Raw genomic sequence first — 15290 nt, 5'->3', positions numbered from 1 at the left:
ATCACGCCTGCGGCCCCACGCCGGGGGACCTGCGGCCCATGCCGCCTGGAGCTGTTCTCCACTACAACTATTGGTCCGGAGCCTCCCCAGGAACCGGTCACGCAGGAGCCCGGTGGCCTCGCCACCGGGTTCCTGTCGTCCGAAGGCCGGCGCACCGCCGGGTCGGCGGATCGGCGGGTCGGCGGGTCGCCCCGGCGGGCGGGTTTGGCGGGTTGCCCCGGGTGGGCAGGATGGGCTGGTGCCGACCCCACCTCCCGCGGACGTCATCTCCCCGCACGACACCAGCGCCACCGAGATCGAGACCCGCAGCACCTTCGAACAGCGGTTGACCACCGGCACCCTGGCCGGGCTGACCGTCCAGGGCCTGCGCCTGGACCTCGACCCGGTCCCCGACCTCACCGGGACGGAGGTGACCGGCACCCTCTTCGTCGGCTGCCGCTTCGCCTCCCGCGAGGTGGGCGCCGACCTGGTCCGGCGCGGTGCGAACGTGGTGCCGCCTTTCTCCGGGCTGCCGTACCCGACCCAGCCGTCGCACCTCTACACCCCCGACGAACTGGCCGCCGGCTTCGCCGAGGGTGGCTTCGCGAACATGTACGACACCCGGGTGTACGCGCACTTCCGGGCGCACGGCGGCGCGCTGCCCGAGGTCAAGGAGGCGCTCGGCCAGCGGCTCCACGATCACGGCGTGGACAACGCGCTGGTCGATGCCACCCGCGCCTGGCTGGCCACACACGGCCCGCAGTCGGTGGTCGGTGTGATGGGCGGGCACGCCGTCCGGCGGGGCAGCGTGCCGTACCGGATGGCGGCGGTGCTGGGCTGGGAGCTGGCCCGGGCCGACCGGCTGGTGGTGACCGGCGGCGGGCCCGGCGTGATGGAGGCGGCCAACCTGGGCGCGTACCTGTCGAGCCGGCCGGCCGAGGAGTTGACCGCGGCGATCGACCTGCTGACGACCGCGCCGGACTTCACCGACCACGAGCGCTACACCGCCGCCGCGCTGGAGGTCCGGGCCCGGTACGGGGCACCACCGGCCGTGCCGCGGCAGCGGGGCACCGACCTGGACTGGGCGCGGGCCGGCGGGCTCGCCATCCCCACCTGGTTGTACGGGCACGAGCCGGCGAACCTGTTCGCCGGCCGGATCGCCAAGTACTTCTCCAACGCCATCCGGGAGGACACCATCCTGCGCCTGGCCCGGGGCGGGATCGTCTTCGCGCCCGGCCGGGCCGGCACGGTGCAGGAGGTGTTCCAGGCGGCGACGAAGACGTACTACGGCACGGACGGATCGAGCGGCGCGTACGTCTTCCTGGACCGGAACTACTGGACGACGGAGCTGCCGGTCGAGGCGCTGCTGCGCCCGCTGCTGACCGCCTCGCCGTTCGGTGACCTCTCCGGCACCGTGCACCTCACGGACGACGTGCGGGAGGCGGTCCAGGTGCTGACCGCCGGCTGACCCGTGACGACGACGGCCGGCCCCTCCCGGGTGCCGGCCGTCGTGTCGTACGGGTGGGTGTTACTTCATCCTGGTGCCGGTGGAGCGCAGGTGCTCGCAGGCCTCGACGACGCGGGCGGAGAGCCCGGCCTCGGCGAGCTTGCCCCAGGCCCGCGGGTCGTACAGCTTCTTGTTGCCGACCTCGCCGTCGACCTTCAGCACGCCGTCGTAGTTGCGGAGCATGTGGTCGGCGACGGGCCGGGTGAAGGCGTACTGGGTGTCGGTGTCGATGTTCATCTTCACCACGCCGTAGTCCAGCGCCTCGCGGATCTCCTCCAGCAGCGAGCCGGAGCCGCCGTGGAAGACCAGGCTGAGCGGCTTGTCCTTGCCGTACTTGGCGCCGACGGCCTGCTGGATCTGGTTGAGGATCTCCGGGCGGAGCTTGACGTTGCCCGGCTTGTAGACGCCGTGTACGTTGCCGAAGGTCAGCGCCGCCATGTAGCGGCCCTTCTCGCCCAGGCCGAGGGCCTCGACCATGGCCAGGCCGTCCTCGACAGTGGTGTAGAGCTTGTCGTTGATGGCGTTCTCGACGCCGTCCTCCTCGCCACCGACGACGCCGACCTCGATCTCCAGGACGATCTTGGCCTCGGCGGCCCGGTCCAGCAGCTCGGACGCGATCTCCAGGTTCTCCGCCACCGGCACGGCCGAGCCGTCCCACATGTGCGACTGGAACAGCGGCTCCTGGCCGGCGGCGACCCGCTCCTTGGAGATCTGCATCAGGGGCCGGACGAACTTGTCCAGCTTGTCCTTCGGGCAGTGGTCGGTGTGCAGCGCGATGTTGACCGGGTACTTCTTGGCGACCTCGTGGGCGTACGCGGCGAACGCCACGGCACCGGTGACCATGTCCTTCACGGACGGGCCGGACAGGTACTCCGCGCCACCGGTGGAGACCTGGATGATGCCGTCGCTCTCCGCGTCGGCGAAGCCCTTCAGGGCCGCGTTCAGCGTCTGCGAGGAGGTCACGTTGATCGCGGGGTACGCGTACCGGCCCGCCTTGGCGCGGTCCAGCATCTCCGCGTAGGCCTCGGGGGAAGCGATGGGCATATCGAACGCTCCTTACTTACCGCTGTCGGCCGTACTGGCCGCTGTCTTCCATGGGTGCGCCGGACCGCGCTGTCCTCCGCCGGAAGTATCCCGTAGAGGGCGACCACGGGCGTAACCGACCCTTGACCCGCCCGAGGCGTGGGCCGGTGACCGGGGCGCCGGGCACCCCCTGCGACACCTCACCGGGCCTCCCACCGGTCCGGCACGGCGACGCTGATCAGCCAGCTCACCACGGCCATCACGATGGCCCCCCAGAAGGCGGCCCAGAAACCGTCCACCCGGAACGGCAGGTCCAACTGGCGGGCGATCCAGTCGGTCAGCAGGAACAGCAGCGCGTTGACCACCAGCGCGAACAGCCCCAGGGTCAACAGGTAGAAGACGCAGCCCACCACCTTGATCACCGGCTTCAGCACGGCATTGACCACGCCGAAGATCAGCGCCACCACCACGAGGGTGAGCGCTGTGTTGCCGCCGTACCGCCCGCCCACTTCGACGCCGGGCACGATCAGGGTGGTGATCCACAACGCGATCGCCGTGATCGCCAGTCGGATCAGGAAGCCCACGACACCATCCTGGCACCGCAGGCCGGGCCCGGAGGGCCGATTCCGCCGACTCGGCTTTCTCCTCGGCTCCGAGCGCACACCCGGGTCAGCCCGTACGGTGTGGGTAGGTTTCCACCGGAATCAGGGAGGGACGATGGGTCAGCCCGACGAGGACTTCGCTCCGAGCGACCACCTCGCTCCGGAGGAGCGGGACCCGGAGGCGTCCCCGGCCGACGCCGTGGAGCAGGCCACCTCGACCGACCCGGCCGACGGCGAGCAGGAGCCGAGCCGGGGCCTGGAGATCGACGACTGGGACGCCATCGAGCAGGCCCGGGTGGTCGCCCCCGACGAGGACGACTACCGCTGACCCCGATCGACGGGCGGCAGCGACGGGCCCCGACCGGGTTACCGCGCCGCCCCTCGCCGCAGGCGTCAGCGCAGCGCGGTGACCCGGTCGGGGTGCGCCGCGACCCACGCCGCGAGGCGGTCCCCACGCAGCGCGGCGAGCAGTTCCGGGGCACCTACCGGATCCGGCTCATAGCTGTGGGTCGGCGCGTCGCCCAGCACCACCGGTAGGTTGAGGCCCACCACCTCGGCGGACTTCAACTGGGGTACGAGGGCCAGCAGATCCAGCAGCGAACCGCTGGCCGAGCCGAGGGCGAGGTCGGGCCCGATGCCGGCGGCCAGCCGGGACAGCCGCACCGGGTCGTGCAGTACGCCCCGCTCGTCGACCCGGCGCACCAGTGCGGCGGCGAATCGTTGGGCGTTGCGGTCCCGGTCCTGGGAGTCGTTGGCAAGGGTGCGCCGCTGCCGGAGCACGTCCACGGAGGCGGCGCCGCCGAGGCGCTGGCAGCCGGCCGGGTACGTCCGGCCGGTGTGGAACGAGCGCACCTCGGTCGGCAGGCAGAGCTCCACCCCGCCCACCGCGTCGGTGACCTTCCGCAGCACGGGATAGGTCAGCACCGCGCCCGCGTCGACGCGTACCCCGGTCAACTGGCGGACGGCCTGCGAGGTGAGGTGGTAGCCCGCGCCGAGATCGGGCTGCCGCCCCTCCCGGTGGCTGCCGAAAGCGAAGGCGGCGTTGATCTTGTCGATGCCGTGGTCCGGGACGGCTACCTTGAGGTCGCGCGGGATCGAGAGCAGGTAGAGCCGGCTGCGATCGGCCGGCACGTGCACCAGCAGCACCGAATCGGCCAGCGGCGGCTGCGGGCCGCTCCAGGAGTCCACGCCGAGAAGCAGCAGGTTCATCGCCCCGGCGGGCGCACCGCCGGTCGGGCCAGCGAGAAGTTCGGCCCGCTCCGGGGCCTTGGCCGGGGTGACGAGCTGGGCCGAGCCGAGCCCGGTGACCGCCAGCAGGGCCAGGGTCGCCCCGCCGAGCGCGGTGCGCCGGCGGCGACGCCGACGGATGGCGGCGATCCGGTCGATGGCCGCACGCAGCGGACCGGTCGGCGGGGTCAGCGACTCGTGCCGCTCGAAAGCGGCCTGCAGGTCGTCCTCGATCATGATCAGGCCTCCACGTATTCGGCCCGGAGAGTGGCCAGGGCGCGGGAGATGGACGAACGAACGGTGCCGACCGCGCAGCCGAGGATCTCGGCGATCTCCGCGTCGGGCAGGTCCTCGTAGTAGCGCAGCACCAGGGTGGCGCGCTGTCTGCGCGGCAGGCGGGCCATCCAGGTCCAGACCTGGTCCCGGTCCACCGCGTTCTGCGCGTGGTCGGTGGAGACCGGAACGCCGTCGTCGGTCTCGGCGCGCAGCAGCACCCGGCGCACCCACGAGCCGCGCCGCCAGTCGACGTACTGGTTGGTGAGCATCCGGCGCACGTAACGCTCCGGGGAGTCGGCCCGGGCCACCCGCCGCCAGTTCAGCTGGGCCCGCACCATGGTCTCCTGCACCAGGTCCTGCGCCTGGTGCGGGTCGCCGGTCAGCATGACCGCGTACCGCAACAGGGCCGTCAGCCACGAATCGGCGAACTCCTCGTACGTCACTGCACCTCCCGGTGTCCTGTTCTGATGACGGGACCGGGCCTGCGGAACGTTGCGGCAGAGGTGGCCAACCGTTCGGCTCATCAGATCTTCGATCCGCCGTACCGGGTGAGGGTGCCGCGCCGGACCCGCTTGCCACCGGGCCCAACCGGCGGGCCGAAAACGGGACGACGCAAGATCGATGCCCCTGACACCATGGGCGCGTGCTGCTCACCCTGACCACCACCCACCGGCCGGCGACCGACCTCGGGTACCTGCTGGTCAAGCACCCCGACCGGGTGCACTCCTTCGAGCTGCCCGTCGGCACCGCGCACGTGGTCTTCCCCGAGGCCGACGAGGGTCGCTGCACCATGGCCCTGCTGGTCGACGTCGACCCGCTGCGGCTGGCCGGCGGCCGGGGTCGCGGCCGGGGCCAGCCGGCCGCCCCGGACGGTTTCACCCTCGGCCAGTACGTCAACGACCGGCCGTACGCCGCGTCGAGCCTGCTCGCGTCGGCGCTGGCCAGGGTGTTCCGGTCCGCCCTGCGCGGCGAGTCCCGGGACCGGCCGGAGCTGGCCGCCGCCGAGATCCCGCTGGAGGTCCGGGTGCCCGTGCTGCGCTGCCGGGGCGGCGCCGACCTGGCCGCCCGGATGTTCGCGCCGCTGGGCTGGGCGGTGGCGGCCGACCCGATCCCGCTCGACGAGACGTACCCGGAGTGGGGCGACAGCCGGTACGTCGACCTGACGCTGACCGGCACGCTGCGGCTCGCCGACGCGCTGAACCACCTGTACGTGCTGCTGCCGGTGCTCGACGACGCGAAGCACTACTGGGTGGCGCCGGACGAGATCGACAAGCTGCTCCGGGCGGGCGCCGGCTGGCTGGCCGGCCACCCGGAGCGGTCCACCATCACCCGCCGCTACCTGGCCCACCGTCGTGCCCTGGCCGGGGAGGCCATGGCCCGCCTCGCCGAGCAGCGGCTGGCCGAGGAGCCGCCCGCCGACAGCGTGGCCGAGTCCGACGGCGGGGAGGCTGCGCGCCGGCCGTCGCTGGCGGTGCGCCGCCGGGAGGCCGTGCTCGCCGCCCTCGCGGCCAGCGGGGCGACCCGGGTGGTGGATCTCGGCTGCGGTGGCGGGGCGCTGCTGTCCGCCCTGGTGGGCGACCGCCGGTACACCGAGATCGTCGGCACCGACGTGTCCACTCAGGCGCTGGCGCTGGCCGAACGCCGGCTGCGGCTGGACCGGCTGCCGGAGCGGCAGCGGGACCGGATCCGGCTGTGGCAGTCCGCCCTGACCTACCGGGACGACCGGCTGCGCGGGTACGACGTGGCGGTGCTCATGGAGGTCGTCGAGCACGTCGACCTGCCCCGCCTGCCGGCGCTGGAGGACGCCGTGTTCGGTCACGCCCGGCCCGCCACGGTCGTGGTGACCACGCCGAACGCCGAGCACAACGTCCGCTACGAGGGGCTGGGCGCGGGGCGGTTCCGGCACCCGGACCACCGCTTCGAGTGGACCCGCGCGGAGTTCGCCGCCTGGGTCGACCGGGTCACCGCCACGCACGGCTACACCGCGACGATCGGCGGGATCGGCGACGACGACCCCGAGGTCGGCGCCCCCACCCAGCTCGCCGTGTTCACCACGACGCCGACGAATGCCACGACGCAACCGAATGTCGCAACGCAGACGAATGCCACGACGCAACCGACCGCACCGAAGGAGGCGGGCCGATGATCGACATCCCCGAGTTGGCCCTGGTGGCGCTGGTCGGCGTCTCCGGTTCCGGCAAGTCCACCTTCGCCCGGCGACACTTCGCCCCGAGCCAGGTGCTCTCCTCCGACGCGTTCCGGGCGCTGGTCGCCGACGACGAGAACGACCAGTCGGCGTCGGCGGACGCGTTCGACGCGCTGCACCACGTCGCCGGGATCCGGCTGCGGCGTGGCCGGCTCACCGTCGTGGACGCCACCAACCTCCAGCCGCACGCCCGCGCCGGGCTGGTCCGGGTGGCCCGGGAGCACGACGTGCTGCCGGTGGCGATCGTGCTGGACGTGCCGGAGGCGCTGGCCTGGGAGCGGACGCAGGCCCGCACGGACCGCACCTTCGGCCGGCCCGTGCTGGCCCGGATGCAGCGGGACCTGCGCCGGTCGTACGGGAAGCTGGCCCGGGAGGGCTTCCGCAAGGTGCATGTGCTGCGCGGCGTCGAGGAGATCGACGCGGCGGAGGTCCGGTACGAGAAGCTGTTCAACGACCGGCGGGACCTGACCGGGCCGTTCGACATCGTCGGCGACGTGCACGGCTGCCGCGAGGAGTTGGAGGCGCTGCTGCTCCGGCTGGGCTACGGCCTGCGCCGCGACGACACGGGCCGCCCGGTGGACGCGGCGCACCCGGCCGGTCGTACCGCCGTCTTCGTGGGTGACCTGGTGGACCGCGGCCCAGACTCCCCGGGGGTGCTCCGCCTGGTGATGGGCATGGTGGCGGCCGGGCACGCGATCTGCGTGCCGGGCAACCACGAGCAGAAGCTGCTGCGCAAGCTGCGCGGCGCGGACGTGCGGCTCACCCACGGCCTGCCGGAGACGATGGCCCAGCTGGAGGCGGAGCCGGACAGCTTCGTGGCCGAGACGGCGGCCTTCATCGACGGCCTGGTCAGTCACTTCGTGCTGGACGGCGGCCGGCTGGTGGTCGCGCACGCCGGGCTGAAGGAGGAGTACCACGGCCGCGCGTCGGGCCGGGTCCGCGCGTTCGCGCTGTACGGGGAGACCACCGGCGAGATCGACGAGTACGGCCTGCCGGTGCGCTACCCGTGGGCGCGCGACTACCGGGGCTCGGCCATGGTCGTGTACGGGCACACGCCCACCCCCGAACCGGAATGGGTGAACAACACGATCTGCGTCGACACCGGCTGCGTCTTCGGCGGGAAGCTGACCGCGCTGCGGTACCCGGAGCGGGAGCTGGTCTCCGTCGGCGCCGTGAAGGAGTGGTACGCCCCGGCCCGGCCGCTGGTCGCGCCGGCCCCGGCCCGCCCGGACGCGGTGCTGGACCTGCGCGACGTCGCCGGCCGCCGGCACGTCGAGCACCCGTACGGGACGCTGACCGTGCCGGCGGAGAACGCCGCCGCCGCGCTGGAGGTGATGAGCCGGTTCGCGGTCGACCCGCGCTGGCTGACCTGGCTGCCGCCGACGATGGCGCCGTGTTCGACGTCGACGGTCGAGGGATTCCTGGAGCACCCGGCGCAGGCGTTCGCCGACTACCGGTCGGCCGGCGTCGACCGGGTGGTCTGCGAGGAGAAGCACATGGGCTCGCGGGCCGTGGTGCTGGTCTGCCGCGACCCGGAGGGCGGCCCGTTCGGGCCGGGCGGCGGCGTGGTGCACACCCGCACCGGCCGGCCGTTCTTCGGCCCGCCGCTGGACGGCGAGCTGCTGGACCGGGTCCGGGCGGCGGTGACTACGGCGGGGCTGTGGGCGGAGCTGGGCACCGACTGGCTGCTGCTGGACTGCGAGCTGCTGCCCTGGTCGGCGAAGGCGGGCGGGCTGATCCGCGAGCAGTACGCGAGCGTGGGCGCCGCCGGCCGGGCCGCCCTGCCGGCGGTGCTGGCCACTCTGGACGCGGCTGCCGGCCGGGGCCTGCCCGTCGGGGAGCTGCGGGAGCGGATGGCCGCCCGGTCCGTGGAGGTCGCGGCGTACTCGGCGGCGTACCGGGCGTACGTGGCGCCGACCGACGGGCTGCGCGGGGTGACCCTCGCCCCGTTCGTGGTGCTCGCCTCCGCCGGGGCAAGCCACGCCGACCGGGACCACGGCTGGCACCTCGACCTGGTCGACCGGCTGTGCGCCGCCGACCCGGGGCTGTTCACCCCCACCCGGCGGCGGGTCGTCGACTTGGCCGACGCCTCGGCCGAGGCCGACGCCACCGGCTGGTGGCTGGCGCTGACCGCCGGCGGCGGGGAGGGCATGGTGGTCAAGCCGTACGCCGGGCCGGCCGCCCGGTCCTCGCGGGGGTCGCTGCTCCAGCCGGGGATCAAGTGCCGGGGCCGGGAGTACCTGCGGATCATCTACGGCCCCGGATACACCGGGCCGGAGCAGCTCGCCGCACTGCGCCGACGGTCGCTGGGCCGCAAGCGGGGGCTTGCCCTGCGGGAGCACGCCCTCGGGCTCGCCGCCCTGGACGCGCTGGCGGCGGACGCCCCGCTCTGGCGCCGCCACGAGCTGGTCTTCGCCGTCCTGGCCTGCGAGTCCGAGCCGGTCGACCCCCGCCTGTGACAGCGGTCGAAGGGCCGACCGAGGGCGCGGCCCGGCACCGCCCCGAGTGGATCGGGGCGGTGCTGGGCAGGAGTGGAACCGGGGTTCGGTACCCTGTGTGGCCGTGGACACAGCAGAGAAGGCACGGACGGTCGTCGAGACCGTCGCCCTGAATCCGCTCGACCCGAAGGACCTGCTCCAGACCTTCGGGCTGATCGGCGTCTGGGTGATCCTCTTCGCCGAGACGGGCCTGCTCGTCGGCTTCTTCTTCCCGGGTGACTCGCTGCTGTTCCTGGCCGGCGTCGCCGCGTCGCCGGTGGCGGACGCGATCTTCGGCGACGGCACCCGGCTCTCCCTGGTCGGGCTGCTGATCGGCGGGCCGATCTGCGCGATCGTCGGCGCCCAGCTCGGGCACTGGCTCGGCGCGCGGTACGGCCGGCGGATGTTCGAGCGCCCCAACTCCCGGCTGTTCAAGCGGGAGTACGTGGAGAAGGCGGAGTACTACTTCCAGAAGTTCGGCCCGGCCAAGGCCGTGGTGCTGGCCCGGTTCATCCCGATCGTCCGCACGTTCCTCAACCCGGTGGCCGGGACGCTCGGCATGCCGGCCAGGCAGTTCCTGCTCTGGAACATCGTCGGCGCGGTCCTCTGGGTGGACGGCATCCTGCTGATCGGGTACCTGCTCGCCGAACAGATCTACAACGCGATCGGCGACAAGATCGACCGCTACATCCTGCCCGTCGTCGCGCTGATCATCGTGATCTCGGTGCTGCCGATCTTCTTCGAGTTCCTCCGCGACCGGCGGGCCCGCAAGCGCGGCGAGGTGCTGACCGTGGTTGCGGCGGCCAGCGCCGTCGGCGCGGTGGACGCCGTCCGGGACACCGTCGAGCACCACCTTCACCACCACACCCACGACCGGTCGCCGCAGCAGCCGAACGGGCAGCAGGCACCGCAGCAGCAGTACCCCCAGTACGGGCAGCAGGAGCCTCAGCACCCGCAGCAGCAGCCGCCTCACGGTGGCGGGCGGTGGCCGGAGCAGGGCGAGGGCCGCTGACGGCACGCACCGCTACGGCGTACGCCGATGGCCGGCCCCGCGTTGCGGGACCGGCCATCGGTCGAGGCCGTGACGAATCGACGGCGGACGGATCAACGAGGCAACTGCCGGTGACGCGGCCACGCGTCACCGTCCGGTGGTGGCGCCACCCCTGGCACGCCACCCGATGCCGACCCGAGGCGGGACGGCCCGGAACAGAACCTCGTCGTCAGCGAGCCTTCTTGGTGGCCCGCTTGCGCGGCGGGGTGAGCAGATCCGCGATCGTCGCGATCGCGGACGGCACCAGCCGGTAGTACGCCCAGACACCGCGCTTCTCCCGCTCCAGCAAGCCGGCCTCGGTGAGGATACGCAGGTGGTGACTGACCGTCGGCTGGGAGAGGCCGAGCGGTGCGGTCAGATCGCACACGCACGCCTCGCCCTCGGGCGCCGATTGGATCAGGCTGAGCAGCCGCAGCCGGGCGGGGTCCGCGAGGGCCTTGAGGACCCCCGCGAGCCGCTCGGCGTCGGCACGTTCGATCGGCTCGCCGGCAAGCGGCGAGATCTGAGGCATGGTCATTTCAGCCAACGCAGTTCCCACGTATTCCATCCTTCCACCAGCAGCATCGATCCGCCTGCATATCCGCAGATCCGAATCGGCAAACTTTTAGGCCACAAGGCCGAGGTCAGCCAACGTATAGGCCGCCCGATACGGCAGTCCGGCGGCTCGCACCGCGTCGCCGGCGCCACGATCAACAATAACCGCCACACCCACTACTTCGGCCCCAGCCTCGCGCAACGCTTCAACCGCGGTCAGCACGCTGCCACCGGTGGTTGACGTGTCCTCGACCGCCAACACCCGCCGTCCGGCCACGTCCGGTCCTTCGATGCGGCGTTGCAGACCATGGGCCTTACCCGCTTTACGAACGACGAAAGCATCGATCGACCGGTCGATCGTCGATGCGGCGTGCAGCATTGCGAGGGCGACGGGGTCGGCGCCCAGGGTCAGGCCGCCGACGGCGTCGTACTCCCAGTCGGAGGTCAGGTCGAGGAGCACCCGACCAACCAGCGGTGCGGCCCGGTGATGGAGCGTGACACGTCGCAGATCGACGTACCAGTCCGCCTCCTGGCCCGAGGAGAGCACCACCCGTCCGTGGACCACGGCTAGGTCGTTGATGAATTTGCGCAGGTCGTCGTGGTCCCCCATGCCGATAGAGGGTACTGCGCAAGTCTGGGAGCCGTGTGCGGGGTCCACCCTGATCAGCCCTGCGGGCGACCGATGGATGGCGATGTTCGGCTACTCTGTGCGATCACCAAGCCGGGTCCGACCACGGCGGCCACCGCAGGGGCCCGCCGGGCGGGGCTGCGCCGCAGGTCAGCCGGGGCTGCGGTCGCCGCGACCGCGGGTGTCCCGGGCGAACCGGCGCAGCAGACTCCGGGGCGCGTGCCGCACCCCGGCCACCGCGAGCTTGTAGCGCAGCGACGGCACGCTCACGGAGCGGCCTTTCCGCAGGTCACGAAGGGCTTCGTCGACCACCTGGGCGGTCTCGAGCCACATGAACCGGGGGGTGCCGGACATGTCGATGCCGATCCGCTCGTGCGCGCCGGTGCGGGTGTAGCCAGGGCAAAGGGCCATCACGCGCACCCCGGAGCCGGCGGTGGTCAGGTCGACGGACTCGCTGAACGCGGTGACCCACGCCTTGCTCGCCGGGTACGTCGAGCCGGGCATGACCGGCCCGAAGCCCGCGACCGAAGAGACATTTATCACTGCCCCATGGCCCCGGCGGGTCATCGGGCCGATCGCGGCGAGGGTCAGCCGCAGCACCGCGTGCACGTTCAGCCGCAGCAGGCGGGCTTCGTCCTCTGTCGAGGAACGCAGGAAGGGCTGGTTGAGGCTGATCCCGGCGTTGTTGATTAGCAGCTCGACGGGGCTGCCCTCGGCCAGCCGGCGCTCCACGGCCGCGCAACCGTCGTCGGTGGACAGGTCCGCCGCGACGACCTCGACCGGGTGGCCGTGCCGGCCGGTCAGCTCGGCAGCCACCTCGGCCAGCCGGGCGGCGTCGCGCGCCACCAGCACGAGGGCCCAGCCGTCGGCGGTCAGCCGGCGGGCGAACTCCGCGCCGATGCCGGCGGTCGCGCCGGTCACCAGCGCGCGGCGCTCGGCCGGAACCTGCTCTGACGTCACGGACGGTCCTCAGCGGGGCGGGTACGGGGGCATGGCCGGCGGGGGCCCGACCGGGGCCGGCGCGGGGACACGCCGACGGAACCAGGCGTTGGCGGCCGGCAGGGCCAGCAACGCGGCTACCACAAGGTAACCGAGTGCCTGGCCGACCGAAAGGGCCGCGTTGACCGGAATCCACCAGGACGGATACGCGTCGCCGACCAGGCCGAGCAGTTCGGCGGTGGTCCGGTCGGGACCGGACAGTCGCAACGGCGCGGCCCGCTGGCCGACCAGCGTCGCCAGCCCGCAGCAGCCGAAGACCAAGCCCAGCCCGGAGACCACCCAGGTCGCCGCCCGAGCCCCGGCGCGGCCGGCGAGCAGCCCGAGGGCCAGGCCGACGAGCACGACGCCGACCAGCACGGTCACCGCCGCCGGGGCCACGGTCCCGGCCCGCAGCAGGGTGACCAGGCCGTCGATCTCCTCGGGGCCGGCCGCCGTTCCGGCCGCCGCCGCCCGGAACCGGTCGACGGTGCCGCCGAGGACGAGCAGGCCGGCGACTGCGGCGGCCACGGCGCCGACGGCCATCAGCAGCAGCACAGCCGCCGCCAGCCCCACCGCTGCGGGGCGACGGGCCGGTGCCCGTTCGGGGTACGACACGACAGATCCCTCCGGTAGGCGTCCGGTTGGAACCTACTCGGAGGGATCGTCGGTGTCGCCGTTATGCGCGGCGCACCGCGCCGACGCTCTTCGTGGATCGGTCGGTGTGTCGGCGGCGCCGGCCGGTCAGCTCGACGCGGGCGGGTTCGGGCCCGACGGCGAGCCGCCACCGGGCTGGTCGCCGCCCCCGGCGGGCGGCTGCCCGGGCTGGGGCGGGTACCCCGGGTCCGCGGCCCCACCGGTCGGCGGGGCCGACGACGGGCCGGACGCCGGCGGCTGTCCGGGCTGTCCGGGACCCTGCGGGTAACCGGGGGCCTGCGGATAGCCCGGGGCCTGCGGGTAACCCGGGGCCTGCGGATAGCCCGGGGTTTGTGGGTAACCCGGGGCCTGCGGGTAGCCGGGGGCCTGCGGGTACGCCGGGTAGGCGGCGCCCGGGACCGGCGGCTCCCAGCCCTGCTGCGGCTTGCGGAAGAAGTCGTTCGCCCTGGGCAGGGCCAGCAGGATCAGCGCGGCCAGCAGGGCCAGCAGCGCGATGACGTTGAGCAGGGTGGTGACCGGGGTCAGCCACGAAGGCAGCGCCTCCTCCAGCCGGCGCTGGATCTCCTCGGCGCTCGGCATGTCGCCCGAGGTCTGGCCGCTGGCGGTCAGGCCGCCGGCCAGCCCGCTGATCAGGCCGCCGCCGGTGCAACAGGCCAGGATGCCGCCGAGCACCCAGGTGGTGATCCGGGCGCCGTTGCGGCCCCGGTTGTTCAACAGGGCCAGTACCACCAGCCCGACCGCGAGGAGCAGCGTCAGGATGCCCGCGCCGATGCCGAACGCGAAGGTCAAGTCGGCCAGGGACTCCGCGCCGCTGACGGAGGTGTCGGAGTAGGCGTCCCGCAGCACGTCGCGGGTCTTGCCGATGGTGGTCAGCGTCAGGATCAGCTGGATCACCTGGATCGCGGCAAAGAGAATCAGCAGGTAGCTGGAAACGGTGACGACGGCCGGACGTGTCCGGGCCGGCGGTGGGCTGTGGGGGTCGACCACGGTGCTCCCTTCCTAAGTCGCGGCCACAACCGTATCGAGTGCAGGCCAGGCTGGCACGACAGGCGGGGTCGGTCGGGCGCGGCGGTCGGTCGGGCGCGACGCCGTCAGCCGACCGGGCATCGTGGCCGGGCCGTCGTGGAGGATGCGGCGGCCGGGCGGCGGCGTGGACCGGGTCAGCCGACCCGGGACAGCCGGCGGTGCTCGGCGGTCACCACGGCGAGCAGGAACAGGTCGGCGCCCAGCGCGGTGACCGCGCCGAACTGATTGACCGTGAAGTTGAAGATCTGCCCGAACAGCAGGTCGACCAGGATCGCCAGCTTGAACAGCCGGAACGCGTCGGCCCGGTCCCAGCGCAGCCGGACCGCCGCCGTGACGCTGAGCACGGCGGTGACCAGCGCGGACGCCGAGACAGCGAGCACGCCCCCCACTCCCGCTCCTGGTCCAGCTCGCCGGTCACCCCGTCCAGCAGCACGCCGATCAGCGTCAGGGCCGGCTCCGCCACCAGGTAGATCACCACCAGGCTGACCAGCCAGCGCTGGGCGGTCAGCCCGGTGACGAACCGGCGGGCCCGGTCCAGCCAGGGCTGCCAGAACCGGGGCGGCGGGGGCTCCCGGCGGGGCACCGCGTCGAGCAGCCGGGCCACCCCGGCCTCGGTCTGCGCGCCGGAGCCCCGGGCCAGCCGCAGCACCTCCGAACGCCGCCGCTCCGTGAGCCCGCCGATCGACCCGCCGACCACGGCGTCCAGGGCGTTCGCGGTCCGCTCGGCGGGGATCAGCCGGGTGCGCCCGCGTACCGCCTGGGTGATGACCACGAGCAGGGCGAAGACGCCGTAGATGATGCCGGCGGCGGGCGCGTAGAAGTAGTCGGTCTCGACCGTGACGAACTTGCCGACCTCGTCGATGAACAGGCCGAAGCCGAGGCCGCCGAGGATCGCCCCGGTCATCCGGGCCGCGCCGCCGAGGAAGACCAGCGCCGCCGCCAGGCCGGCGGCCATCAGCAGGCCGCCCCAGAGCACGTGCGCGATGTGCAGGCCGCCGCCGCCGAGCTGCGGGTAGTTGGTGGCCTGGAGGTACGCCCGGGTGAGCAGCACCGAGGCCACCCCGGACAGGACGAACGCCTGGAGGTACGCCGCAGCAGCCTCCGCCCGGGGCGGCATCCACC

Annotated in this window: 14 protein-coding genes and 1 pseudogene; 5 read left to right on the top strand and 10 right to left on the bottom strand. The window is 73.2% G+C overall.

The annotated features are described in order from the left end of the window. The first annotated feature begins 238 nt into the window (after positions 1-238). The gene (locus OG617_RS14775; protein ID WP_405102200.1) at positions 239-1447 is read left to right on the top strand and encodes an LOG family protein; all 1209 of its coding nucleotides are present in this window, start codon (positions 239-241) and stop codon (positions 1445-1447) included. Between the two features lie 60 nt (positions 1448-1507). On the opposite strand, the gene fbaA is transcribed toward OG617_RS14775, so the two are convergent. Both fbaA and OG617_RS14765 read right to left on the bottom strand, forming a co-directional pair. Next, positions 1508-2530: a class II fructose-bisphosphate aldolase gene (gene fbaA, locus OG617_RS14770; RefSeq protein ID WP_405102198.1), complete on the bottom strand. Its 1023-nt coding sequence runs from the start codon at positions 2528-2530 to the stop codon at positions 1508-1510. A gap of 179 nt (positions 2531-2709) precedes the next feature. After that, entirely contained in the window at positions 2710-3093 is a 384-nt protein-coding gene (locus OG617_RS14765; RefSeq protein WP_396676524.1) for a phage holin family protein, read from the bottom strand. 133 nt (positions 3094-3226) lie between these two features. Here OG617_RS14765 and OG617_RS14760 point away from each other — a divergent pair, with 133 nt between their 5' ends. Continuing rightward, positions 3227-3439 carry a hypothetical protein gene (locus tag OG617_RS14760; protein WP_396676525.1) on the top strand — a complete coding sequence of 71 codons (213 nt, stop codon included), beginning with the start codon at positions 3227-3229 and terminating at the stop codon, positions 3437-3439. 65 nt (positions 3440-3504) lie between these two features. On the opposite strand, the gene OG617_RS14755 is transcribed toward OG617_RS14760, so the two are convergent. Next, a complete protein-coding gene (locus OG617_RS14755) occupies positions 3505-4575 on the bottom strand; it encodes an LCP family protein (RefSeq protein WP_405102195.1) in 1071 nt (356 codons plus the stop codon). A gap of 2 nt (positions 4576-4577) precedes the next feature. Beyond that, positions 4578-5057, bottom strand: a complete 480-nt coding sequence (locus tag OG617_RS14750) for a SigE family RNA polymerase sigma factor (RefSeq protein ID WP_405102193.1) — start codon at positions 5055-5057, stop codon at positions 4578-4580. A 200-nt stretch (positions 5058-5257) separates the two neighbouring features. On the opposite strand from OG617_RS14750, the gene OG617_RS14745 reads away from it, so the two are divergent. The 3 genes from OG617_RS14745 to OG617_RS14735 all read left to right on the top strand — a co-directional run bounded on the left by OG617_RS14745 (position 5258) and on the right by OG617_RS14735 (position 10309). Then, positions 5258-6760, top strand: a complete 1503-nt coding sequence (locus tag OG617_RS14745; RefSeq protein ID WP_405102191.1) for a 3' terminal RNA ribose 2'-O-methyltransferase Hen1 — start codon at positions 5258-5260, stop codon at positions 6758-6760. Next, entirely contained in the window at positions 6757-9279 is a 2523-nt protein-coding gene (locus OG617_RS14740; protein ID WP_405102189.1) for a polynucleotide kinase-phosphatase, read from the top strand. The genes OG617_RS14745 and OG617_RS14740 overlap by 4 nt, the downstream gene beginning before the upstream one ends. A 97-nt stretch (positions 9280-9376) precedes the next feature. After that, positions 9377-10309, top strand: coding sequence for a DedA family protein (locus OG617_RS14735; protein WP_405102187.1), 933 nt, complete (start codon positions 9377-9379; stop codon positions 10307-10309). A gap of 208 nt (positions 10310-10517) precedes the next feature. On the opposite strand, the gene OG617_RS14730 is transcribed toward OG617_RS14735, so the two are convergent. From OG617_RS14730 to OG617_RS14705, 6 genes and pseudogenes are all read right to left on the bottom strand, one after another. After that, on the bottom strand, positions 10518-10895 hold the full coding sequence (locus tag OG617_RS14730; RefSeq protein ID WP_007454255.1) for a helix-turn-helix transcriptional regulator: 378 nt from the start codon (positions 10893-10895) through the stop codon (positions 10518-10520). A 57-nt stretch (positions 10896-10952) separates the two neighbouring features. Beyond that, positions 10953-11492 carry an orotate phosphoribosyltransferase gene (pyrE, locus tag OG617_RS14725; RefSeq protein WP_161688851.1) on the bottom strand — a complete coding sequence of 180 codons (540 nt, stop codon included), beginning with the start codon at positions 11490-11492 and terminating at the stop codon, positions 10953-10955. A gap of 168 nt (positions 11493-11660) precedes the next feature. After that, a complete protein-coding gene (locus OG617_RS14720; protein ID WP_405102184.1) occupies positions 11661-12470 on the bottom strand; it encodes an SDR family NAD(P)-dependent oxidoreductase in 810 nt (269 codons plus the stop codon). Between the two features lie 9 nt (positions 12471-12479). Beyond that, positions 12480-13103 carry a hypothetical protein gene (locus OG617_RS14715; RefSeq protein WP_405102182.1) on the bottom strand — a complete coding sequence of 208 codons (624 nt, stop codon included), beginning with the start codon at positions 13101-13103 and terminating at the stop codon, positions 12480-12482. A 126-nt stretch (positions 13104-13229) separates the two neighbouring features. Beyond that, positions 13230-14129: a hypothetical protein gene (locus tag OG617_RS14710; protein ID WP_405102180.1), complete on the bottom strand. Its 900-nt coding sequence runs from the start codon at positions 14127-14129 to the stop codon at positions 13230-13232. Between the two features lie 173 nt (positions 14130-14302). Continuing rightward, a pseudogene (locus OG617_RS14705) lies at positions 14303-15285 on the bottom strand (hypothetical protein). Positions 15286-15290: the final 5 nt, after the last annotated feature.

This window comes from Micromonospora sp. NBC_01412 (assembly GCF_045040215.1).
Classification (GTDB): Bacteria; Actinomycetota; Actinomycetes; order Mycobacteriales; family Micromonosporaceae; genus Micromonospora; species Micromonospora rubida.
This window is presented reverse-complemented; position numbering and strand designations above follow the sequence as displayed.